Origin of the sequence: Comamonas kerstersii, from assembly GCF_008801935.1 — a bacterium.
GTDB classification, from domain to species: Bacteria; Pseudomonadota; Gammaproteobacteria; order Burkholderiales; family Burkholderiaceae_C; genus Comamonas; species Comamonas kerstersii.
Genome location: NZ_VZOT01000007.1, coordinates 19,823 through 38,558 on the forward strand (window position 1 = coordinate 19,823; position 18,736 = coordinate 38,558).

Annotated in this window: 31 protein-coding genes, 1 tRNA gene and 1 other RNA gene; 27 read left to right on the forward strand and 6 right to left on the reverse strand. The window is 57.1% G+C overall.

Going from position 1 to position 18,736, the window contains the following annotated elements; all coding sequences use genetic code 11:
• Window positions 1-3: 3 nt before the first annotated feature.
• Window positions 4-381: a transfer-messenger RNA gene (gene ssrA / locus F7P80_RS11015) on the forward strand.
• A gap of 114 nt (window positions 382-495) precedes the next feature.
• Here the strand turns inward: ssrA and F7P80_RS11020 are convergent.
• The 5 genes from F7P80_RS11020 to F7P80_RS11040 all read right to left on the reverse strand — a co-directional run bounded on the left by F7P80_RS11020 (window position 496) and on the right by F7P80_RS11040 (window position 3,731).
• Entirely contained in the window at window positions 496-1,671 is a 1,176-nt protein-coding gene (locus tag F7P80_RS11020) for a site-specific integrase (RefSeq protein WP_151044745.1), read from the reverse strand.
• The gene (locus F7P80_RS11025) at window positions 1,629-1,883 is read right to left on the reverse strand and encodes an excisionase (protein WP_114070966.1); all 255 of its coding nucleotides are present in this window, start codon (window positions 1,881-1,883) and stop codon (window positions 1,629-1,631) included. The genes F7P80_RS11020 and F7P80_RS11025 overlap by 43 nt, the downstream gene beginning before the upstream one ends.
• 109 nt (window positions 1,884-1,992) lie before the next feature.
• On the reverse strand, window positions 1,993-2,940 hold the full coding sequence (locus tag F7P80_RS11030; protein ID WP_151044747.1) for a hypothetical protein: 948 nt from the start codon (window positions 2,938-2,940) through the stop codon (window positions 1,993-1,995).
• A 30-nt stretch (window positions 2,941-2,970) separates the two neighbouring features.
• Window positions 2,971-3,171 (reverse strand): hypothetical protein, encoded by a 201-nt coding sequence (locus tag F7P80_RS11035; protein ID WP_151044749.1) that lies wholly within the window; start codon window positions 3,169-3,171, stop codon window positions 2,971-2,973.
• Window positions 3,172-3,173: 2 nt separating this feature from the next.
• Entirely contained in the window at window positions 3,174-3,731 is a 558-nt protein-coding gene (locus tag F7P80_RS11040; protein ID WP_151044751.1) for a hypothetical protein, read from the reverse strand.
• A gap of 118 nt (window positions 3,732-3,849) precedes the next feature.
• Between F7P80_RS11040 and F7P80_RS11045 the strand changes: the two genes are divergently transcribed.
• The 7 genes from F7P80_RS11045 to F7P80_RS11075 all read left to right on the forward strand — a co-directional run bounded on the left by F7P80_RS11045 (window position 3,850) and on the right by F7P80_RS11075 (window position 6,417).
• Window positions 3,850-4,503 carry a hypothetical protein gene (locus F7P80_RS11045; protein WP_151044753.1) on the forward strand — a complete coding sequence of 218 codons (654 nt, stop codon included), beginning with the start codon at window positions 3,850-3,852 and terminating at the stop codon, window positions 4,501-4,503.
• Between the two features lie 130 nt (window positions 4,504-4,633).
• Window positions 4,634-5,113 (forward strand): HNH endonuclease family protein, encoded by a 480-nt coding sequence (locus F7P80_RS11050; protein ID WP_249041444.1) that lies wholly within the window; start codon window positions 4,634-4,636, stop codon window positions 5,111-5,113.
• On the forward strand, window positions 5,110-5,319 hold the full coding sequence (locus F7P80_RS11055; protein ID WP_151044755.1) for a hypothetical protein: 210 nt from the start codon (window positions 5,110-5,112) through the stop codon (window positions 5,317-5,319). Before F7P80_RS11050 ends, F7P80_RS11055 begins: the two co-directional genes overlap by 4 nt.
• Window positions 5,316-5,576: a hypothetical protein gene (locus tag F7P80_RS11060; RefSeq protein ID WP_151044757.1), complete on the forward strand. Its 261-nt coding sequence runs from the start codon at window positions 5,316-5,318 to the stop codon at window positions 5,574-5,576. Before F7P80_RS11055 ends, F7P80_RS11060 begins: the two co-directional genes overlap by 4 nt.
• Before the next feature lie 14 nt (window positions 5,577-5,590).
• Entirely contained in the window at window positions 5,591-5,947 is a 357-nt protein-coding gene (locus F7P80_RS11065; RefSeq protein WP_151044759.1) for a hypothetical protein, read from the forward strand.
• A 103-nt stretch (window positions 5,948-6,050) separates the two neighbouring features.
• Window positions 6,051-6,126 (forward strand) — tRNA-Met (locus tag F7P80_RS11070).
• Window positions 6,127-6,195: 69 nt separating this feature from the next.
• Window positions 6,196-6,417, forward strand: coding sequence for a hypothetical protein (locus tag F7P80_RS11075; RefSeq protein ID WP_151044761.1), 222 nt, complete (start codon window positions 6,196-6,198; stop codon window positions 6,415-6,417).
• On the opposite strand, the gene F7P80_RS11080 is transcribed toward F7P80_RS11075, so the two are convergent.
• Window positions 6,403-6,654 (reverse strand): hypothetical protein, encoded by a 252-nt coding sequence (locus F7P80_RS11080; RefSeq protein ID WP_151044763.1) that lies wholly within the window; start codon window positions 6,652-6,654, stop codon window positions 6,403-6,405. The two genes, F7P80_RS11075 and F7P80_RS11080, sit on opposite strands and share 15 nt — an antisense overlap.
• Before the next feature lie 402 nt (window positions 6,655-7,056).
• Between F7P80_RS11080 and F7P80_RS11085 the strand changes: the two genes are divergently transcribed.
• The 19 genes from F7P80_RS11085 to F7P80_RS11170 all read left to right on the forward strand — a co-directional run bounded on the left by F7P80_RS11085 (window position 7,057) and on the right by F7P80_RS11170 (window position 18,701).
• The gene (locus F7P80_RS11085; protein WP_151044765.1) at window positions 7,057-7,284 is read left to right on the forward strand and encodes a hypothetical protein; all 228 of its coding nucleotides are present in this window, start codon (window positions 7,057-7,059) and stop codon (window positions 7,282-7,284) included.
• A 35-nt stretch (window positions 7,285-7,319) separates the two neighbouring features.
• On the forward strand, window positions 7,320-7,775 hold the full coding sequence (locus tag F7P80_RS11090) for a hypothetical protein (RefSeq protein ID WP_151044767.1): 456 nt from the start codon (window positions 7,320-7,322) through the stop codon (window positions 7,773-7,775).
• A gap of 46 nt (window positions 7,776-7,821) precedes the next feature.
• Window positions 7,822-8,319, forward strand: coding sequence for a terminase (locus F7P80_RS11095; protein WP_151044769.1), 498 nt, complete (start codon window positions 7,822-7,824; stop codon window positions 8,317-8,319).
• Window positions 8,306-9,580 (forward strand): terminase large subunit domain-containing protein, encoded by a 1,275-nt coding sequence (locus F7P80_RS11100; protein ID WP_151044771.1) that lies wholly within the window; start codon window positions 8,306-8,308, stop codon window positions 9,578-9,580. The genes F7P80_RS11095 and F7P80_RS11100 overlap by 14 nt, the downstream gene beginning before the upstream one ends.
• Before the next feature lie 6 nt (window positions 9,581-9,586).
• Window positions 9,587-10,966, forward strand: a complete 1,380-nt coding sequence (locus F7P80_RS11105; protein WP_249041445.1) for a DUF4055 domain-containing protein — start codon at window positions 9,587-9,589, stop codon at window positions 10,964-10,966.
• Complete coding sequence (locus tag F7P80_RS11110) at window positions 10,966-12,075, forward strand: phage minor head protein (RefSeq protein ID WP_151044773.1); 1,110 nt, start codon at window positions 10,966-10,968, stop codon at window positions 12,073-12,075. Before F7P80_RS11105 ends, F7P80_RS11110 begins: the two co-directional genes overlap by 1 nt.
• A 13-nt stretch (window positions 12,076-12,088) precedes the next feature.
• Entirely contained in the window at window positions 12,089-12,394 is a 306-nt protein-coding gene (locus F7P80_RS11115; RefSeq protein WP_151044775.1) for a hypothetical protein, read from the forward strand.
• A gap of 277 nt (window positions 12,395-12,671) precedes the next feature.
• Window positions 12,672-13,193: a hypothetical protein gene (locus F7P80_RS11120; protein WP_151044777.1), complete on the forward strand. Its 522-nt coding sequence runs from the start codon at window positions 12,672-12,674 to the stop codon at window positions 13,191-13,193.
• Window positions 13,194-13,362: 169 nt separating this feature from the next.
• The gene (locus F7P80_RS11125; protein ID WP_054067878.1) at window positions 13,363-14,067 is read left to right on the forward strand and encodes a DUF6651 domain-containing protein; all 705 of its coding nucleotides are present in this window, start codon (window positions 13,363-13,365) and stop codon (window positions 14,065-14,067) included.
• A 15-nt stretch (window positions 14,068-14,082) separates the two neighbouring features.
• Window positions 14,083-15,075 carry a major capsid protein gene (locus F7P80_RS11130; protein WP_151044779.1) on the forward strand — a complete coding sequence of 331 codons (993 nt, stop codon included), beginning with the start codon at window positions 14,083-14,085 and terminating at the stop codon, window positions 15,073-15,075.
• Window positions 15,076-15,112: 37 nt separating this feature from the next.
• Entirely contained in the window at window positions 15,113-15,283 is a 171-nt protein-coding gene (locus F7P80_RS16765) for a hypothetical protein (protein WP_170265367.1), read from the forward strand.
• A 3-nt stretch (window positions 15,284-15,286) separates the two neighbouring features.
• Window positions 15,287-15,703 (forward strand): DnaT-like ssDNA-binding protein, encoded by a 417-nt coding sequence (locus F7P80_RS11135; RefSeq protein WP_151044781.1) that lies wholly within the window; start codon window positions 15,287-15,289, stop codon window positions 15,701-15,703.
• Window positions 15,704-15,706: 3 nt separating this feature from the next.
• Window positions 15,707-16,087 (forward strand): hypothetical protein, encoded by a 381-nt coding sequence (locus F7P80_RS11140; protein ID WP_151044784.1) that lies wholly within the window; start codon window positions 15,707-15,709, stop codon window positions 16,085-16,087.
• Window positions 16,087-16,482 (forward strand): HK97 gp10 family phage protein, encoded by a 396-nt coding sequence (locus F7P80_RS11145; RefSeq protein ID WP_054067849.1) that lies wholly within the window; start codon window positions 16,087-16,089, stop codon window positions 16,480-16,482. Before F7P80_RS11140 ends, F7P80_RS11145 begins: the two co-directional genes overlap by 1 nt.
• A complete protein-coding gene (locus tag F7P80_RS11150) occupies window positions 16,479-16,877 on the forward strand; it encodes a DUF4128 domain-containing protein (RefSeq protein WP_151044786.1) in 399 nt (132 codons plus the stop codon). Before F7P80_RS11145 ends, F7P80_RS11150 begins: the two co-directional genes overlap by 4 nt.
• A gap of 79 nt (window positions 16,878-16,956) precedes the next feature.
• Window positions 16,957-17,610 (forward strand): phage tail tube protein, encoded by a 654-nt coding sequence (locus tag F7P80_RS11155; RefSeq protein WP_151044788.1) that lies wholly within the window; start codon window positions 16,957-16,959, stop codon window positions 17,608-17,610.
• Window positions 17,611-17,700: 90 nt separating this feature from the next.
• Window positions 17,701-18,033 carry a phage tail assembly chaperone gene (locus tag F7P80_RS11160; RefSeq protein WP_151044790.1) on the forward strand — a complete coding sequence of 111 codons (333 nt, stop codon included), beginning with the start codon at window positions 17,701-17,703 and terminating at the stop codon, window positions 18,031-18,033.
• Complete coding sequence (locus F7P80_RS11165; RefSeq protein ID WP_151044792.1) at window positions 18,033-18,365, forward strand: DUF1799 domain-containing protein; 333 nt, start codon at window positions 18,033-18,035, stop codon at window positions 18,363-18,365. Before F7P80_RS11160 ends, F7P80_RS11165 begins: the two co-directional genes overlap by 1 nt.
• A gap of 42 nt (window positions 18,366-18,407) precedes the next feature.
• Complete coding sequence (locus F7P80_RS11170) at window positions 18,408-18,701, forward strand: zinc ribbon domain-containing protein (protein WP_151044794.1); 294 nt, start codon at window positions 18,408-18,410, stop codon at window positions 18,699-18,701.
• Window positions 18,702-18,736 lie beyond the last annotated feature (35 nt).

The window sequence follows — 18,736 nt, forward strand, 5'->3', positions numbered from 1 at the left end:
TACGGGGCTGTCCTGGTTTCGACGTGGGTTCGGGATCAGTGTGGTGCATGTCGAGCTTGAGTCACGCTCGTAAATCTCGGTTCACAAAACTAACTGCAAACGACGAACGTTTCGCACTCGCCGCTTAAATCCGGTGAGCCTTGCAACAGCACGCTGATGGGCTGGGCAAAGGGGTAGCAATACCTCTCGGCTGCAAGGGAATTCACATCAGCTGGCTTGGCACTGGGTACCTTAGTGTTGGGCAAGATCCAAGGGTACTGGCCTTGTCTGCAGCGTGTGTCTGCGCGGCGTACAGGGTGAGATTCAAATCAGAACACTAAACATGTAGATCTGCCTGACGAAGGCTTGCGGACGCGGGTTCAATTCCCGCCAGCTCCACCACCCACCACAAGGCCACACAATGAGAAATCACTGTGCGGCCTTATTTTTTGCTCTTTTTATTGTGTGTCGTTGTGCTGAAATTCACACCGATTTCACACCGAATTCACACCGATGCTATTTCACGGCTTTCAGCGTCGCCCTGGGCTTCTGGAAGTCTTCGCGGATGAACTTGCCGTAGGTCTTGAAGACCATGGTCACATCGGCGTGCCCCATCTGGTCTGCGATGTACCAGGGGTTCGCCCCAGCGGTCAGGCGCGTTGAGGCGTAGGTGTGCCGGATCTGATAGGGGTTGCGGTACTTGATGCCGGCACGCTTCATCAGCGGCAGCCAAGCTGTTTTGCGCACCTGGGCATCTGTCTCCCACGGCTCCAGCGTGCGCTGGTTGAGCCACACCCGTTTCCCGCGCATGAAGCTGATGGGCTTTTGTGCCTTGAGGGCTTCCAGGGCATCTGGGCTGAGATCTACGGTGCGCCTGCCGGATTCAGTCTTTGGACCCTTGATAACGCCAGCGACCTGGTTCTGCTCAATACGCACGATGGCATGCTCAAAATCAATATGCTGCCACTCCAGCGCCTGCAACTCTCCGGGGCGCAGGCCTGTTTCAAACCAAAATTGAAACATCGGCCATTCATCAGCACGGCAGGATTGCAATATGGCAGCACGTTCTTCGTGCGTGAATGGGTCAACCACATAATCGCTGGCTTTGCTGGTTTGTCGAATCAGTTTCGATAATGCAATACGCTCAAATGGATTTACTGTGATCAGCCCATCGTTGAGTGCATCCTCAAATATCGATCGCAGCGGGATCAGCATATTGCGGATGGCCTTGCTTGTGCAGTCCATGTCGCTAACCCAGTCACGCAGGGCGGAAGGTGTAACGTCTCCCAGTTTCCAGCCGTGCCAGTGGCGCATGCGCTCGCCGGTGATGCTCTTGTAGTAGCCACGGTAGGTAGAGGGCGACATCTGGCCGTTGGCAACCTGCTTCTCATAGAGGTGCAGCTGGTTGTTCAGCATGTCCTCCATGAGGCAGAGTTCTTTTTTCTGCACCTGAGCTTTGGGACTTTCAGGGAAGTAGGCAGCATACTCAAAACTACCATCTGCGATTTTTCTCCTGATTTCGTTTCTCAGGTTTTCTGCATAGGTAATCGCTGCTTTGTTGATGGTGCAAGGTGGCAATAATTCCCGGCACTGCTGCCCGTTCCATGAAAAGGCAATCTGAATTCGTGGACCTGAAACAAGCTCACGAATCAAAATGCCCGGCGGGGTTTTGATATTTGGCTTTTTATCCATTCGTCGGCCTTTTTGACATTTACATAAAGGCGGCGGCCTATGACAGCGCAGTGTGTGCCATCAAGCCATTTGCCTTCTTTCCTGCGTTGATGAATGGCCATGGGGGTGACGCCAGTCAGCTCCTGGTACTTGCTTGCCAACACCCATTCCGGTTCGATAGAGGTCTGCACAGTAGTGCTCAGTGGCGTTTCACTTGTTTCTGTGTGTTTCATGGTTTGGGCAATAAAAAAGCCCCTTTTGGGGCGGTTCAGTCTTCGTCGCTGGGCTCATTCCAGCGGTCGCGCTTATCTCCGCGCTCACGGGCGCGGCGGCTGGCTTGGGTCATGTGCTTAGCTCCTGGGTGGTGCGCAGTGGATTGCCTGCAAGCCCTTTGCGCTTAAGGTAGTCCAGTGCTTTCTCTGCAGACTCATTGCCTGGTGAGGCTTTGCGCAGCTGTTGGACTAGCTTGCGCGTGAGCATGGCCAGTTCGTCCAGTGTGAATTGCTGCGCAGCGAGTAGCGGGCGCACTTGGTGCTCTGTGTAGAGCGCAGTCCATCCCATGCCAATGCGGTCGCTAGGGTAGAAGCTAGTTGCCGTGGAGCCGTATTCTTCAGTTTCAAACCGGAATGCAACAGCGACAGGCTCCGGCATCTGCACAGGCGCTGCCTCTGTTGAATCAACAGCTTGCGCCATGTCGGCGACATCAATGTCATCGAGTTGCGCTGCCACTGGCGGCTGGGGTGCTGCGGCAAGCATGGCTGCGTAAATGTCCCGCGTTTGGTGCTGGCGTGTTACATGCTTCAGTGCTGCTTGCTGCATAGTCACCGTCGGCTCCACTGGCACCAGCTTCCATCCTTCTGGCGCACCCTGCTGCGCTGCTGCCAGCTGCTTGATGGCCTCCACGGCGCGCTGGGTCGTTGTGCCGATGGCGCGGTCTTGCCAGCCTTGCGCAACATCTTCCAGCGCGTTGCACACCTCGGCAAAGAACTGGCACAGGTTTGCTTGCCCCTGCTTCAGTCGTTCGTTTTCCGCCTGCACCGCGCGCAGCATGTCGTCCTTGCTGGCGTATTGGCTCATGCTGTGGCTGGGTTCACTGATCTGATACACCCCATCCTTGGGCACATCGCAGCCTTGGCACTGCAGGGCTTGACGGACGCTGACCAGGGCCTTGGCTTCGCTCGTGACTTCAACGTGGTGGCCTGGGTCGCGCTTCAGGATGCGCTTGATTGCCAGCTCGAGTGCTGCTTCTGCTTCGCGCAGGGCTTCAATTACGTTGGGTTGTGTGCACACATCTCTCTCCAGATAAAACAAAACCCGCGCTCAGGCGGGTTGCAGGTGTGGTGGGTTCAGGCCGTGCCAGGCGTCACCCCGTAGCAATGGACTCGGCGCTGGCCGTGGGTCGTGCTCCCATGGCTTTTCCAGCTCCTCAGCCTTGATGACTTCCAGAGCCTCGCGCCTGCCCATGGTCTTGAGTAGCTGCTCGATGCGCTCGCAGCGCCAGCGGATGTAGGCTGGGGTCATGGTCAGGCCTTGATGGCTGGAAGCTGCTTGTTGCCCATCTGCTTGAGCAGCACCTTGCGCACGACTTCAGCGGCCATCTGCATCTGCTTGGGGCTGCTCTTTTGCACAATCTCGTCATGTGCCTCGATGGCGTAATCCATGGCTTGGATGCCGATGCCATCGAAGCCGAAGCGCCCGCGCTTGAGGTAACGCTCGCGGCAGCGGTTCATGGCGTCCTGGGCTTTCTCGATTTCATTGGCAAGAAACTCGCTGATTTCCATGGCCCGAACCTTGGCCATATTGATGGCCAGGCCAACAAGCAGAAAGTCGTCTTCGTCTGCAGTGCCATCTTTCAGGCGGTCATAGGCAAAGCGGACCTTCACGATGTCCAGATCCACCTCACCCTCGCGGAATGGGCGGCAGTCATTGAGCAAAACAATGGGCTTGAGCAAGTGTGCATAAGCTTCTTTCTGGCTGGCAAAGCGTTTGGTCGCTGCCGGTGGCTTGCGCTTGGCTGCCTTTTCAGCAGCACGGCGCTGGGCACGGTTCATAGGGATCTGTTCTTGTGCAGGTGCAAGCATGTCGGTCTCCGTTGTCAGGGGGATCAGGACAGCACCCGGCTGGGCGCTGTGCTCATGCCTCTGGAATGCAAGCCATTCTTTGTGTAACCTTGTTAATTTCTAAATCAAAGATTTTGAAATGAAAAAACACAAGGTAAATATTTCTTCAATGACCTCGAATCAGTCTTTTCTTGCCGCGACATTGTTTGTTGCGGCACTTTTTTTAATAATATTAATTACAGCAATTGGAGATAAATTGCTTTGCTGGATTAATGAGAATTCAGGACTCGCTTCATGGGTCCAAGCAATAGGCTCTGTTGCTGCAATCGGTGGAATTTGGTGGCAAACCAAGGAGAATTATAAAAATAACCAAAAAGATAGAAAGGTGGATCTGTATGGCGTGCAGCTTGAAGTTATGGCGGGAATTACTATGCTAAATAAGAGATTTAACAAATTTCTTTATGATTTTGATGCTGGGTTGCTAAAGATATGCGACTCTAGTGGAAATATAGATTTAAATAATATTAATTTTTTTGTTTTAGAGAGAAATGTTGCAAGCTATTTTCGTGAATTCTCTAAGTTTGCCAATAGCTCATCCGGTGCTATAAATGCTGAGGCGTTTATTGGGGAAATATGTTTTGAATTAGATGTTATGGCTGTGAAGATCAACAAAAGATTTCCTGTTGATGAAGTTAGAAAGAGTATTAAGATGCTTAAGGAAAAATCAGAGGGGTTGAACTATTGGGTACCTCTTGAAATAAGGCAGCTGAAGGATCTATTAGGATATAAATAATCAGTTTTTACGCATCTGCCCGCACAAGGCGGGCCGCTGTTGAGTTGATGGAAATCAGTGCACAGCCTCAGCCGCACACGCATCGGCCAGCGCCTGCTCAGGCGTCAGCGCCGATGGGAATGGGTTCTCCTTGCCGGCTCGAGAGATTCATGGATTCATTGCCAAAAAAACGGGCTATCGCCAGATGCTTCTAAAAGGCAAGAAGGTGAGTGTGCATCGTCTGGTGGCTGCGGCATTTTGCGAAAAGCCAGAGGGCTGTGATGTTGTCAATCATCTGGATGGCAACCCGCAGAACAACATGGCTACCAATTTGGAGTGGACGACTTTTGCTGGCAACAACTTGCACGCATTCCGGGTCCTTGGCCGCAAAGGCACGTCGCTTGGCAAGTTTGGTAGCGAGCACCATACAAGCAAGCCTGTTGTGGCCAAGTGCTTGCTGACTGGTCGAGAGGTGTTCTATGCCGCAGCAATGGACGCTGTGCGCCAAGGCTTCTGTAGCGCAGGCATTACTCACTGTTGCAGAGGGCGGCAAAAGTCGCACAAGGGCTATGCGTGGCGTTATGCAACTGAGCACGAAGTCGCCTTCATGGCTTACAGGGAGGACGCATGACCACTTGCGTGCACTGCAAGCACTGGAACCCCAAGGCTACGGACACCAACATGCTGCGCTTTGGCTTTGCCCGCTGCGACAGGAAGGCACTGCCCGGGCACACATTGAGCGCCAAGGCCCAGGCCTGCGGTGAGTTCAAACCTCTGGAGGCAGAGAAGGTGCAGGCCCGTGTGGCCTGGCTGAAGCAGCGAAAGGCCATTGCATGAACAACCAGCTGACCAAAGCCGAACGCGAGCACCTTGCCCGCATCAAATCCTTACCCTGCGCAGTATGCGGGGCAGGAGGCGAATCAGAGGCGCACCACATCGAGCAGCACAAGCAGTACCTGTGCATTCCACTCTGCGAGAGCTGCCACCGGAGCAATTTCAACGGTATCCACGGGCAGGCACGCATCTGGAAGGTGCTCAAAAAGACAGAGCAATCCTGCCTAAACGACACCCTGGCAAAGCTTTTCAACTATTAAAACTGGAGCAGTAATTGATCGAAACCCAAAGCATCGACACCACAGTCAACGAAATCCTGAAGGAGTGGCACGTCTGGTCTGCTGCAGATGGGTGGGGCAAGGGCTACGGCAGCCGCTCCGCATCGTGCAATGACGGCACGGGCGGCACGACCGAGTGGGAGATTGCCGACATGCAGACGGTGGACGCGGTGATCGACGCCATCCCGCAGCCGCACCGCACGGCCATCGCGTTCATTGCACGCAACCTGGCCACGGGCGCGAAGGTCTGGTCAAGCCCACGCCTGCCCAGCAACCAGGCAGAGCTGCAGGTGCTGAACCTTGAAGCGCGCAACATGCTCACGCGGGGCTTGATTGAAAAGGGCGTTCTGTGATATTGACGCACTCGAGATTTTTGGCACAATAGCCACCGGGTCGGGATAGCCGCGCCCAAAATTTCCAAAGCCTCAGCCACACCGCTGGGGCTTTTTTGTTTCCAGTGCTGTGGAGCAGCAGGTAGCTCGCCAGCCTCATAAGCTGGAGGTCGCAGGTTCGAGTCCTGCCGGCGCATCCAGTTGTCTCCTGACTGATCTTGGTCAGCACCTGCCCACTCCGGTGGGCTTTTTTCATTCTTGGAGTCGATATGCCCAAACGCAAATCCCGCAATCAATCACTGAAGCAGCGAGTGAAGACGCTGGAGATGCGCTTAGGCGTGAGCAAGCTCAATTCCAAGCACAGCCTGAAAATGGGCCGGACTGGGGAAATCGAAGGCTTTGGTATGGCTTATGGTGCCCTTGCTGCTGGGGCAATTGAATGTGAGATAGCTGCGCGGGCGGCTGATGATGCCGAGTTATCCAAGAGCTGAGCGCGCATTGGGTGATACCAAGTCGCGGATGGTTTTGTTGTATTCATCAATGCTGGCATCGGACATTGTGGAGTTCGTATAGTTTGAGTCGCGTAGGTTGTGCAGCTTTTTGAGAGCTTCTATGAAAGCGGGGTTTGAGTCATTCGCATCGGCAAGCGCTCTAATGACGGCATGCTGAGCTTGAATGTTCGCAATGATCCATTGCTCACGACCTTCTGCTGTACTGATGTCCACCATTTCATCTCCTCAATAGGTTGGTTGTGTAGGAGCTTCCAATCCTACTGAGGCGATGTTGTGAATATCTGACGCCACCTTCGGGTGGTTTTTTGTTTCTGCCACCCCCAAGCCCACCCGGCAAAGCATACCCATCGGCATGGGGTGCAGTCCTTGGTGGTGGCTCCCGCATTCCTCCCCCGAGTCAGCCGGGGTCGCGCCTGAGTGGCCTGATGGCGCGAAAAATCGGCCGCGAGCTGTCGCGGAGCTGGCACACAGCGAACAGGCAGCACCCTGCGCTTCGGCGTAAGACCTCAAGGGCGCCCAGATTCTTTTACGCCAGCCACACCGAGCAACGCCCACACGCCTCAAAGCGCCCAAGGGTTCACGCTTGGCTGTGGCTGGCACCAATATTCGAGGACGTTCATGGCCCGCACAGACATCATCTGCATGGATACCGGCGAAAAGCTGCAGCACGTCACCAGCGTGGATGTCGAGGCTGGCATTGTGTGGCGCGCATATCAGCCCATACGCATAAGCCTCAGAGACCTGGGCGAGATTGATGTATACCCAACGCGCTTTCGCTCGGTGTACCCGATCTATGCGGGCGACTTCTGGCCGCACTTGGTGCATTGCTATGGAAGACAGGATTGATAAGATAAAAACCCATCCACATACAGGGGGCGTTCATGTCAGGATTTGGGGTAATTGAGAATGAGTGGCGCAAAGTCTCCAATTGCGCGGATTCTTTGGAAACAGTGCAGGCAAAGTACCGGCGTCTTATTGATCTGATGGTGAAAGTTGCGAAGGAGTACGCTACCTATGTACCAGGGTTATCGCTAGTTTTTGATGAGAAGGCTAACACTGCTGAACTTAGATCGTTTGCAGGGGTTTCCAGCATTCGGCTTGGATGGGATGCCACTGGCATAGACCTTGCGGGAGTGATGATTTTTTCCAGCATGAAGTCCGGTGCGAATGAGCCAACAGTAATTCTTAAGGTCTACATGCCTACATATTCCTCAAGTGCACGACTCCCGCTTGAGGATGGTTCTGAGGTGACAATGGATTCCTTCCATCCCAGCAACTTTGCTTTTACTGTTCTGATGAATGCGATAAGAAAGCAAGTCGACCTTAGCTCTCAATAATTGTTTTAAGCCACCTTCTGGTGGTTTTTTCATTTAAGGCCCAGCCATGGCAACCAAACCGGCAAAGAAGGCTGCGCCGGTTAAGAAAGCGACTGGCCGGCCGTCACGCTACAAGCCTGAATACGCAGAGCAGGCCAAGAAGCTGTGCAAGCTAGGGATGATCGACAAAGAGCTGGCCGAGTTCTTTGGCGTCTCCGAGCAGACCCTTAATGCTTGGAAGAAAGCGCATCCTGAGTTTCTTGAGTCCTTAAAGGGTGGCAAGGCCTTGGCTGATGCTGAGGTGGCCGCCAAGCTGTTTCACCGGGCAACAGGCTATGAACACCCGGACAGCGACATCAAGGTCATAAACAACAAGGTGGTGATCACCCCAATGGTGAAACACTACCCACCAGACACCACGGCGGCCATCTTCTGGCTGAAGAACCGTCAGCCCAAGAAGTGGCGCGATAAGCCTGAAGGCACGGATGGCGAAGACGACAAGCCCATTCCCGCCAAAGTGGTGGTCAACGTAGTAGACGCGAGGGCCGACGATGCCGACGCTTAACGTCCCTCAGTCCAAGTTTTTGGCGCTGGAAGCCAAGTACCGCGCCTTTGTGGCGGGCTTTGGCTCTGGCAAAACATGGGTGGGCTGCGCTGGCCTGTGTGCCCATGCGTGGGAGTGGCCGCGCATCAATGCAGGCTACTTTGCCCCCAGCTTTCCGCAGATTCGGGACATCTTCTACCCAACGATTGAAGAAGTGGCACATGACTGGGGGCTGCGCGTAGACATCAAGGAGTCCAACAAAGAGGTGGACTTCTACTCGGGCAGACAGTACCGCGCCACGGTGATCTGCCGCTCGATGGATCGGCCGCAGTCGATTGTGGGCTTCAAGATCGGGCATGCCTTGGTGGACGAGCTGGACGTGATGGCCACGCCCAAGGCTGAGCAGGCATGGCGCAAGATCATTGCCCGTATGCGCTACAAGGTGGATGGGCTGAAAAACGGCGTGGACGTGACAACAACCCCTGAAGGGTTCAAGTTCACCTACCAGCAGTTCAAGAAGGCGCCAGCTGAGAAGCCTTCGCTGGCCGGGTTGTATGGCTTGATTCAGGCCAGCACCTACGACAACGCCAAGAACCTGCCTGCGGACTACATTCCATCGCTGTTTGAGAGCTATCCCAAGCAGCTGATTGCGGCGTACCTGCGCGGACAGTTCGTTAACTTGGCCTCGGGCAGCATCTACCCAGACTTTGACCGGGTGCTGAACAACAGCCTCGAGTCCATCCAGGAGGGTGAGCCCTTGATGGTGGGCATGGACTTCAACCGATTGAAAATGTCTGCGGTGGTCTACGTGGAGCGTGATGGCTGGCCGGTGGCTGTGGAAGAGATCACGGACGGGCGCGACACGCCCTACATGGCAAGGCTGCTGCGTGACCGATTCCAAGCCAAAGGGCATGCCGTGACGGTGTACCCGGATGCCTCGGGCGGCAACAGCAGTTCCAAGAACGCCAGCGAGTCAGATCTCTCGATCCTGCGTGAGCACGGCCTGACGGTGCGTGCCAACCCGACCAACCCTGCGGTGGCTGACCGCATCAACGCTGTGAACGCCCTGATCTGTAATGGTGACGGCGTGCGGCGCCTGAAGGTCAACACACTGCGCTGCCCCAAGCTGACCGAGTCGCTAGAGCAGCAGGTTTATGACAAAAACGGCGAGCCTGACAAGTCCAATGGCCTTGACCACTTGAACGACGCGGCAGGCTACCCGATCGCTTACCTGTGGCCCATCGTCAAGAAGACAGCTCAGGTGCAGCAATTCCGAATGTGAGTCCCTATGGCACTGCAAGTACATGAACGCGACCCCAAGCTGGACGCGATGGCCGCGCATTGGCCCAAGATTGACGCTTTGCTGGGTGGCACTGCTGCCATGCGCGCAGCCAAGACAACCTATCTGCCGCAGCAACCCAGCGAGAGCGATGAGGATTATGAGTACCGCCTCAGCACTTCTACGCTGTTTCCTGCCTTTGAGCGTACCTGTGGGGTGATGGCAGGCAAGCCGTTTTCCAAGGAGTTGACGCTGAACGGCGTACCTGCTGCTGTGGAGGCTTTGCTGGATGACATCGATGGCGAAGGCCGCAGCCTGCATGCCTTTGCTTCGGATGCCTTTACCGTTGGCGCAATTCAGTATGGCTTTGGCGGCATTCTGGTGGACTTCACTCGCACTGATGGCGAAGTCAAGACCAAGGCTGACGAGGAGCGCTTAGGGGCGCGGCCCTATTGGGTCTATGTGCGGCACGATCAGATCCTGGGCTACAAGGCGGCCATGCAAGGCGGGCGCGTGGTATTCACCCAGCTGCGCATCAAGGAAGTGCAGGAAGAGAAAGATGGCGAGTACGGCACCAAGGCTGTGAACTGCGTGCGCGTGCTGTACCAAGGCCGCTGGGAGCTGTGGAGAGAGCGTGCAAACAGCGGCAAGGCTGCCTATGTGCTGGAAGAGGACGGCGTTACCACGCTGCCCTATATCCCGTTTGCGCCTCTGTATGGCACGCGCCTGGGGTTGATGCATGGCATGCCGCCATTGCTGGGGCTGGCTGACCTGAACATCAAGCACTGGCAGCACCAGTCTGACCAGGACGATAGCGCACGCTTTGCTCGTAAGCGCCTGCTGGTATTCACCGGCCTGACAACGGATGACAAGATCACCATTGCCTCTGACATGGCCCTGCGTTTGCCGCCAAATGCTGATGCGAAGGTGGTGCAAGGCTCTGCCGAGGCTGTAACCGTGGGCCGCACTGAGCTGGAGGCGCTGGAGCAGCAGATGATCCAGACCGGCGCGGAGCTGCTGGTGGCAACACCCGGCCAGCGCACAGCAACCGAGGCCAGCAACGACGCCGAAGCCAACAAGAGCCAGCTGCAGCGCATTGTGGAGAACTTCGAAGACGCACTGGATCTGGCTCTGCAGTTCACTGCAGACTGGATAAGCGCGGGTGGGGGTGGTTCGGTGGCGTTGTTCAAGGACTTTGCAGCCAATAGTCTGTCTGATGCATCGGCGCAGCTGGTCGTGACCATGGCGCAGGGTGGGCTGATCACCAAGGTGACGGCGCTCAAGGAGATGCAGCGAAGGTCTGTATTGAGCCCTGATCTGGATGCAGACACAGAGGCTTCACTGGCGAAAGAGGCCGAGCCATCGCTGGGAACCAGAGGAATTGAGTAATGCCAAGCATCAACGACCTGCTGCAAGACGAATCCATTCGACACCAGGTCGCCTTGCAGGGCTACACGACTGGCGTGCTGCATCGCCTGCTGGCCGTGCTCAACCGCTCAGATGCCCGGCTTATGGCAGAGCTGGCTGTGGCTTTGGATGGCATGGATGCCACGACCTTCACCATGGAGCGGCTGGAGAGCCTGCTGACCAGCGTGCGCATCATGAGCGCGGCAACGTACAAAGAGCTCGGCCAAGAGCTGAACAAGGAGCTGGAAGCCTTTGTAGCCTACGAGGTGAGCTACCAGGCGCAGATGCTGGCCGAGCATGTCCCTGTGGGCGTGCATGTGGCATCTGTCAATGTGGCGCAGGTCTATAGCGCGGCCTATGCCCAGCCATTCCAGGGCGTGCTGCTGCGCGATGTGTGGCAGGACTTGGACGCGACCAAGATGAAGCGCGTCAAGCAAGCCATCGCTCAGGGCTTTGTGGAAGGCAAGACGACCGACCAGATCATCCGAGAGCTGCGCGGCACCAGAGCAAAGGGCTACGAGGATGGGCTGATCCAGAAAGACCGGCGCGACGTGGAAGCTGTGGTGCGGACTGCCGTGGGCCACTATGCGGGCAAGGCACAAGACAAAGTGATGGAGGCCAACAGCGATCTGATCAAGGCGCTGCAATGGTCGGCAACGCTGGATCTGCGCACATCGCCTCAGTGCCGCATCCGTGACCGCAAGCTCTACACGCCCGACACGCACAAGCCCATCGGGCACAAGGTGCCATGGGGCGCTGGGCCGGGAAGGCTGCATTGGCGCTGCCGCTCCGGGCAGGTGCCGGTGCTCAAGAGCTTCAAGGAGCTGGGCATCGACATTCCAGAGATCGTGGTGGACGGCAAGACACGGGCAAGCATGGACGGCCAGCTTCCGGCTGACACCAGTTATGCGGACTGGATAAAAAAACAGTCTGCAGCACGCCAAGATGAAGTGCTGGGGCCAACCAGGGCGCGACTGCTGCGCGATGGCAAGCTGGGCATGGCTGATCTGTATAGCGCCCGCGGCGAACTGCTGACATTGGATGACCTGCGAAAGCGCGATGCGGAGGCTTTCAAGAGAGCGGGGTTGTAGGCACAATGGGCTGATGGCCCTTTACCTAGTCCCGCCAGCTCTGCCGCCTGATCGCAAGACCACGCTGGTCGAGCGCATCAAGGAGATGCCGCGCCCTGATGGCATGTTGCAGTGCAGTCGCTGCGGTGGGCGCGACACCATGACCATCCGTAGCGGTGACATGGTGGTGGATGGGCGAATCAAGCCCGGCAAGGTGATCGAGCAGGGCATCTGCCCGCATTGCTACAAGCGCGGCGTGATCGTTGACCTGATCCCGCCAAAGCCGAAGATCGTTAAAGAGCCAAAGCCAAGGCGACCAAAGCTGAAAGAGGCGAAGTGATGCAAGAGCAGCATGAGTGCAGCCACTGCCAAGCCGTCCTGTCTTGGTATAGGGGTGAGGTCTACGGATGGGAGGATGGCCAAGGCGGCTATCGCTGCATGGCCTGCGAGGCCCTTCAATTTCAAAAGGACGCTGCCGAGCTAATGGGGCAAGTCCAGTAACCAAATAACCCAAGCCAGCCGCGTGCTGGCTTTTTTATTACAGAGCTGCCAAGCAGCCGTTAAGCAACCGCCCACCGAGGCGGTTTTTTCGTTTCCATCGTTGAAAAGGTAATCCAATGAGCAAACTGACCTTCAATGGTTTTGAGTTCAATGTCATCCAGCACAGCGGCCAGCCGTACTTGACGCTGCAGGATGTGGCCCGGGTGCTCTACGCCAAAGGGGGTGATCAAAGTGATGCACCCTTTGACAACGGTGTACGGCAGATGAACACGCTGTACCGCCGCCACGCCGACGAATTCCGCTCAGATATGACTGCTCTGGTCAAGATGCAGACCGCTGGCGGCATGCAGGAAGTGCGCATTTTTAGCCTGCGTGGCTGCCATCTGCTGGGCATGTTTGCCCGCACTGCTGTTGCCAAAGAGTTCCGGGTGTGGGCGCTGGATGTACTCGACGAACACCTGAATACAGGCAAAGGCTGGCAGCAGGAGTTCAACAAGGCTTGGCTGGAGTACACCAGCGAAAAGGCCATGGCCAGCTTGTGCGGTCGCGGCCTGAATCAGTGGCGCTTGCGCAAGAGCCCACTGGAGCAGCGTGTTGAGCATCTGGCAAGCCAAGCGCAAGTAGCGCTGCCTCTCTGATTACTTCTCGCTGGAAACGAGTTGACCACCTTCGGGTGGTTTTTTTATTCCCACCCACTTGGAGCAATCCCGGTGGGTTTTTTCATGCCCGAACACGGTGGATGCCAAGTAGGGCGCATCGGGCTGGATAGCCCAAAGCACAGGCCGGATGGCCGGAAAGAGCAAGCAGATGAAACTCAAGCTGGACGCGCAAGGTCATGTCGTCGTGCAAGACGGCAAGCCTGTCTATGTCACCGACGACGGCCAAGAGGTGGCCTTTGACGCTGTGGAGACTACCGCGGCTATCAAGCGCTTGAACGGCGAGGCCAAGGGCCACCGCGAACGCGCTGAGGCGGCCGAAAAGGCGCTCAAGGCGTTTGAAGGCATTGACCCGGAGGCCGCAGCCAAGGCGCTGGACACTGTAACCAAGCTGGATCAGAAGAAGCTGATTGACGCTGGCGAGGTGGACAAGGTGCGCGCTGAGATCACCAAGAACTGGGAAAGCAAGCTGTCGGAAGCTGAAAAAGCCAAGCAGGCTTTGGAGCAGCAACTGCACAACGAGCTGATCGGCGGTAACTTCGCACGCTCTAAAGTGATTGCGGAGAAGCTGGCCATCCCCGCCGACTTGGTGCAAGCAGCCTTTGGCTCTGCGTTCAAGGTCGAAAACGGGCGTGTTGTGGCCTACGACAAGAACGGCCAAGCCATCTACAGCAAGGCGAACCCCAGCGAGCCTGCCGGGTTCGACGAGGCGCTGCTGTCACTGGTCGATGCCTATCCCAACAAGGAGCACATCTTGAAGGGTTCTGGCGCAAGCGGCTCCGGTGCGGGCAGTTCATCTGCGGGCAAGACAACCATGACGCTCACTGAGCAACACATGGCAGCCAAAAACCGTTAATGACAAAGGAACACTATGGCAACGACAAAACTTTCTGACTTGATCGTCCCTGAGCTGTGGACGCCCAACTTCCTGCTGGAAGACCCCGCGCTGATTGCCTTCTTCAATTCTGGCATCGTGGCGCAGGACAATGTGCTGGCAAGCCTGGCCTCTGGTGAAGGCTCGACCTTCCACATTCGTCACATGAACGACCTGGGCAACGACACTGAAAACTCGTCCAGCGACGACGATACTGAGAAGTCCACACCCAAGAAGGTCACTGGTGGCGAGCAAATCGCGGTCAAGCTGATGCGCAACCAGTCCTGGTCCAGCATGGACTTGGTGGCAGCGCTGCACAGTCCTGACCCTGTGGCAACCATCCGCTCGCGCATTGCCAGCTACTGGGCTCGTCGCTTCCAGGCTGCGGCCATTGCTGTGCTCAATGGCGTGCTGGCTGGCAACACGGCCAACGACAGCGGCGACATGCTGTACGACCACAGCGCATCTACGGCCACCGACAAGACCATTGCCGGTGATGCCATCATCAACGCGACTGCCACCATGGGTGATCGCCTGAATGACCTGGACAGCATCGCCATGCACTCGGTGCAGTACGCCAACCTGCAAAAGCGCCAGCTGATCCAGTACCTGCGCGATGGTGAAGCCAATATCAACTTCCCCACCTACCTGGGCCGCCGCGTGATTGTGGATGATGGCCTGCCTGTGACTGGATCTGGCACAGAGGCAGATCCATTCAAGTACCTGGCTGTGTTGTTCCAGTCCGGCACGCTGCGTATGGGCTTTGGCACTCCCAAGAACCCCATGGAAGTGGAGCGCGTGCCTGATGCTGGTAACGGCGAAGGCCAGGAGATCATCTACAGCCGCCAGCACTTCATCCTGCACCCCGCGGGTTTCAAGTACAAGGCCACCACCTTCAACCCCAGCAACACAGTGCTGGCTACCGGCACAACCTGGGATCGCGTGTTTGCACGCAAGCAAGTGCCGGTTGCATTCCTGCGCACCCTGTAAACCAAGGCCCTTCGGGGCCTTTTTTCATGGAGGGCGTATGCCTGAACTGATCGATATGATTCGCGCCTCTGTGTGGCAGCAGCCTATGAAGCCTGCGCAGCCTGAGCCAGAAGCGCCCAAGGCCAAAACCAAGGGTAAAGCCAAGCAGGAGCAGGTTGCATCTGAGCAGCAACCCGTGCAGCCTGAGCCAGAAGCCACCAAGGAGTAAGCCATGGCACTGATCGTCGCGCCCGATGTGGGCTTTGATTCACTGGTGAGCCTGGAGGATGCGGCGCAGTACATGGTGGACTTCGGGCACGCCTGGACAGAGGATGATGCCAAGGGCGAGGTCGCCTTGCGCAAGGCCACGCAGTTTCTGCTGACCAGCTATAGCATCAAGCCTGAGTGCCTGGACCCTGTGCACACCAGCGTAAAAGCGGCGTGCTGCGAGGCTGCTGCGCGTGCGCTGAAGGGTGATTTGGTCAAGGACACCGATGGCCGCGTCAAGACCTCTCAGACCGTGGGTCCCATCACCACAACCTGGGCAGAAGGGGTGCAAGGCGGCAAGACCGCCTACCCGGTGATTGATGCGCTGCTCAAGGGGCTGACCGAGGGTAATGCGCTGGGTGTGAAGCTGGTGCGGGGGTAAGCCATGGCTATCGACTACGACGAAATCGCAGCCGATGCGCTGGCAGCCATCGAGGAGGCAGGGCAGGCGGTGACGCTGAACATTCCCGGCACTGGTGGCGGCTACGTCCCTGGTGTGGGCGTCGTGCCAGCCAATCCATCAACGACTGCTGATGGCATTGGCGTGCTGCTGGACTACACCCAGCGGGAAATCGACGGCACCAACATCCTGCACGGCGACCAGAAGCTGCTGCTGGCTGCGCAGATCGCGGTCACGCCCAGCACGGCGCATACAGTCACGGCTATGCACCTAGGGCAGAGCAAGACCTTCACAGTCGTGAACGTGGGCGCTGTGGCTCCTGCAGGTGCTCCAGTGCTCTACATCCTGCAGTTGAGGGGGGTGTGATGGGGTTTGCTGCTGATCTTCGCAGGCTGTGCGAGGCCGCGGGCGACAAGGCTGAAGTGGTGGTGCGCAAGGCGGCGCTGGAGATTGGTGGGCAGCTGATTGACCGCTCGCCGGTAGACACTGGGCGCTTTAAGAACAACTGGGTGACGTCCATGGGCTCTATGTCTACGGCCACAGGCGGAAATGCGGACCCATCGGCAGGAACAGCTAGAACCCTGCTCAAGACGCAGGTGGATGGCTGGAAGCCAGGGCAGACCATCTTCATCACCAATAGCCTGCCGTATGCGATGCGCCTGGAGCATGGCTACTCCAAGCAGGCCCCTGCTGGCATGGTCAAGCTGACCGTGCAGAACTACGCCCAAGCGGTGGCTAAGGCCGCCAGAGAGCTGAAATGAACCCAAACTTCATCGACAAAGCGCTGGAGGATCACTTGTTGACCCTGCCGGGTGCGCCGTCCATTGCTTGGGAAGACGTGGAGTTCACGCCCACAGTCGGCCAAGCGTATTTGCAAGTCAACCAGCTGCGCAACACACCCATCGACCATGCTGAATCGCTGGACGTTCGGGAAGATCGCGGCATCTTGCAAGTGACGGTAGTTCACCCGGCAGGGGGTGGCAAGGTGGCGGCGCTGGAGCTGGCTCACAAGATTGCCCAGCACTTTGCCCTTGGCACGCGCCTGGAGTTCGCTGGCGGCGCTGTCACGGTGTACCACTCCCCAGACATTGGCACGGCTTACCCCGATGAGGGGTGGCTGCGCATTCCTGTGTCCATCCGCTGGACGACGGCCTAGCCGACTAGCTGCCCGCAAGGGCTTTACCCAATCCATGACCCGCCTTGTGCGGGTTTTGTTGTTTTAGAAGGAGGCAAATATGCCATCTTTGCCCACTGGCGCACGTCACTCGCTTTGCACAGTCTTTGCTGAAGAAGTCGCAGTGACCGCCATCTCGAACGCCACCGAGGCCGTGTGCACCGCTCCCGGTCACGACCTTGCCGCTGGTGACATTGTGCTGATCGAGTCGGGCTGGTCACGCCTGAACAATCGCTCGTTCCGCGTCAAGTCGGTGGATGCCGATACCTTCACACTTGAAGGCAAGAAGGCCAATACCAGCAACACGGAGTTCTACATTCCGGGCGGCGGCGCTGGCTCGGTCAAGAAAGCCATCACATGGGTGGACATTGACCAGGTGCTCAGCACCAGCACCAGCGGTGGCGAGGCCAAGAAGGTCACGTACCGCTATGAAAACGATGAGAACGAGTACGAAATCAATGATGGCTGGACCCCGGTGTCCCGCACCATGGAAATCGACTCGGACGCCATCGACACCCCCGGCTACAACGCGCTGCTGGACCTGACCGAAGTGCAGACCACAACCATCATGCGCACGATCAACCGCAATGGCTCGATCACGCTGCTGCCTTGCACTGTGGCCCTGAACGAAGAAGAGATTCGCCAAGAAGGCCAGATCAACCGCGTTCGCGTGGATGTGTCCGGCAAGGCGCGCTCCATTCGCTACAAGTCGTAAGGCTTACCCCTTTGCGCCTGACCGTGCCACTTCCCTTTGAGCGGGGAGGGTGCGGCAGGCCTTTTACTTTCCGCTCACAAGGACAAGACAATGACAGACAAGACTCGCCCCAAGTTCACGCTGGCCGCAGAAGCCTCGTTCACACTGCCTGTGCTCATTCCCCGCTTGGGCCTGCCTGATGCCGAGCTGCAGGTGAATTTCAAGGCCCGAAGCCCTGAAGAAATGGCCGCGCTGGACAAGAAATTCCGCGAAGAAAAGGTGGCTGATGTGGCAGCCGTGCAGGAGGTGGCCAGCGGCTGGGAGCTGCCGGACGCATTCACTGCCGAGAACATCGCTGCAGCCCAAGCCAAACACCCTGGCTTTGCAGGCGCAGTCATCAAGGCCTACTTCCGCGAATACGAGCGCGTGCGACTGGGAAACTGATGGATGTCGGGTGGGTGATGTGCTGGCAAGCGCCAGAGGTGGCCGAAGGCTTTGAGCTGGAGGATTACCTGCCCGACGATGTGGCGGTGTGGCCCTGCCACTGGCAGGCGGTTCTGTTCTTTAAGGACTTTTGCGAAACGCAGTGGCGCACGGGTGCAAACGGCATCACAGGCCTGGACTACACCGCTGTGCTGGCATGCATCAAGAGCCTGGGCCTCAAGAAAAAAGAGCAGCACAAGCTGTTTGCAGATGTGAGAGCTATTGAGCATGGCGCGCTGGTTGCCTCGCACAAGAAGGGTGAGCAGACGCCGCCCTGGAGACTTGGCGAATAGCGGCATGGCTTGTAGCATTGCGCCTATCTGATAGGAGGCGTGATGGAAATATTCCTGCTGTGGTTGTTGCTGTCTGTTGCGGTTGGAGTCTGGGCCAGCAAGCGCGGCAGGTCGTTTTGGGGCTGGATGCTGTTTTCGCTGCTTTTGTCCCCGCTTGTTGGCTTTGTATTCGTGGCAATCGCCGGAAAAGCAGGCGATGCAGCATGGCCGCGTGACGAGCTTGGTCAGCCGATAACCCCGGAAACCCATGTTCACTGCCCTGATTGCCGGGAGCTTGTGCGCAAAGATGCGCGCAAGTGCAAGCATTGCCAGACGGCACTCATACCTCAAACATAAACCGCGCCGCCTCCGGGTGGTTAAATTTTCCCAAA

What these genes read in the sequence shown, in the direction of transcription:
- F7P80_RS11155 (WP_151044788.1), top strand. Translation starts at nt 16,957, where the DNA reads ATGCCATCTTTGCCCACTGGCGCACGTCACTCGCTTTGCACAGTCTTT.
- F7P80_RS11170 (WP_151044794.1), top strand. Translation starts at nt 18,408, where the DNA reads ATGGAAATATTCCTGCTGTGGTTGTTGCTGTCTGTTGCGGTTGGAGTC.
- F7P80_RS11045 (WP_151044753.1), top strand. Translation starts at nt 3,850, where the DNA reads ATGAAAAAACACAAGGTAAATATTTCTTCAATGACCTCGAATCAGTCT.
- F7P80_RS11145 (WP_054067849.1), top strand. Translation starts at nt 16,087, where the DNA reads ATGGGGTTTGCTGCTGATCTTCGCAGGCTGTGCGAGGCCGCGGGCGAC.
- F7P80_RS11095 (WP_151044769.1), top strand. Translation starts at nt 7,822, where the DNA reads ATGGCAACCAAACCGGCAAAGAAGGCTGCGCCGGTTAAGAAAGCGACT.
- F7P80_RS11140 (WP_151044784.1), top strand. Translation starts at nt 15,707, where the DNA reads ATGGCTATCGACTACGACGAAATCGCAGCCGATGCGCTGGCAGCCATC.
- F7P80_RS11120 (WP_151044777.1), top strand. Translation starts at nt 12,672, where the DNA reads ATGAGCAAACTGACCTTCAATGGTTTTGAGTTCAATGTCATCCAGCAC.
- F7P80_RS11025 (WP_114070966.1), bottom strand. Translation starts at nt 1,883, where the DNA reads ATGAAACACACAGAAACAAGTGAAACGCCACTGAGCACTACTGTGCAG.
- F7P80_RS11150 (WP_151044786.1), top strand. Translation starts at nt 16,479, where the DNA reads ATGAACCCAAACTTCATCGACAAAGCGCTGGAGGATCACTTGTTGACC.
- F7P80_RS11075 (WP_151044761.1), top strand. Translation starts at nt 6,196, where the DNA reads ATGCCCAAACGCAAATCCCGCAATCAATCACTGAAGCAGCGAGTGAAG.
- F7P80_RS11135 (WP_151044781.1), top strand. Translation starts at nt 15,287, where the DNA reads ATGGCACTGATCGTCGCGCCCGATGTGGGCTTTGATTCACTGGTGAGC.
- F7P80_RS11090 (WP_151044767.1), top strand. Translation starts at nt 7,320, where the DNA reads ATGTCAGGATTTGGGGTAATTGAGAATGAGTGGCGCAAAGTCTCCAAT.
- F7P80_RS11125 (WP_054067878.1), top strand. Translation starts at nt 13,363, where the DNA reads ATGAAACTCAAGCTGGACGCGCAAGGTCATGTCGTCGTGCAAGACGGC.
- F7P80_RS11040 (WP_151044751.1), bottom strand. Translation starts at nt 3,731, where the DNA reads ATGCTTGCACCTGCACAAGAACAGATCCCTATGAACCGTGCCCAGCGC.
- F7P80_RS11035 (WP_151044749.1), bottom strand. Translation starts at nt 3,171, where the DNA reads ATGACCCCAGCCTACATCCGCTGGCGCTGCGAGCGCATCGAGCAGCTA.
- F7P80_RS11115 (WP_151044775.1), top strand. Translation starts at nt 12,089, where the DNA reads ATGGCCCTTTACCTAGTCCCGCCAGCTCTGCCGCCTGATCGCAAGACC.
- F7P80_RS11160 (WP_151044790.1), top strand. Translation starts at nt 17,701, where the DNA reads ATGACAGACAAGACTCGCCCCAAGTTCACGCTGGCCGCAGAAGCCTCG.
- F7P80_RS11020 (WP_151044745.1), bottom strand. Translation starts at nt 1,671, where the DNA reads ATGGATAAAAAGCCAAATATCAAAACCCCGCCGGGCATTTTGATTCGT.
- F7P80_RS11080 (WP_151044763.1), bottom strand. Translation starts at nt 6,654, where the DNA reads ATGGTGGACATCAGTACAGCAGAAGGTCGTGAGCAATGGATCATTGCG.
- F7P80_RS16765 (WP_170265367.1), top strand. Translation starts at nt 15,113, where the DNA reads ATGCCTGAACTGATCGATATGATTCGCGCCTCTGTGTGGCAGCAGCCT.
- F7P80_RS11055 (WP_151044755.1), top strand. Translation starts at nt 5,110, where the DNA reads ATGACCACTTGCGTGCACTGCAAGCACTGGAACCCCAAGGCTACGGAC.
- F7P80_RS11060 (WP_151044757.1), top strand. Translation starts at nt 5,316, where the DNA reads ATGAACAACCAGCTGACCAAAGCCGAACGCGAGCACCTTGCCCGCATC.
- F7P80_RS11110 (WP_151044773.1), top strand. Translation starts at nt 10,966, where the DNA reads ATGCCAAGCATCAACGACCTGCTGCAAGACGAATCCATTCGACACCAG.
- F7P80_RS11105 (WP_249041445.1), top strand. Translation starts at nt 9,587, where the DNA reads ATGGCACTGCAAGTACATGAACGCGACCCCAAGCTGGACGCGATGGCC.
- F7P80_RS11165 (WP_151044792.1), top strand. Translation starts at nt 18,033, where the DNA reads ATGGATGTCGGGTGGGTGATGTGCTGGCAAGCGCCAGAGGTGGCCGAA.
- F7P80_RS11085 (WP_151044765.1), top strand. Translation starts at nt 7,057, where the DNA reads ATGGCCCGCACAGACATCATCTGCATGGATACCGGCGAAAAGCTGCAG.
- F7P80_RS11130 (WP_151044779.1), top strand. Translation starts at nt 14,083, where the DNA reads ATGGCAACGACAAAACTTTCTGACTTGATCGTCCCTGAGCTGTGGACG.
- F7P80_RS11100 (WP_151044771.1), top strand. Translation starts at nt 8,306, where the DNA reads ATGCCGACGCTTAACGTCCCTCAGTCCAAGTTTTTGGCGCTGGAAGCC.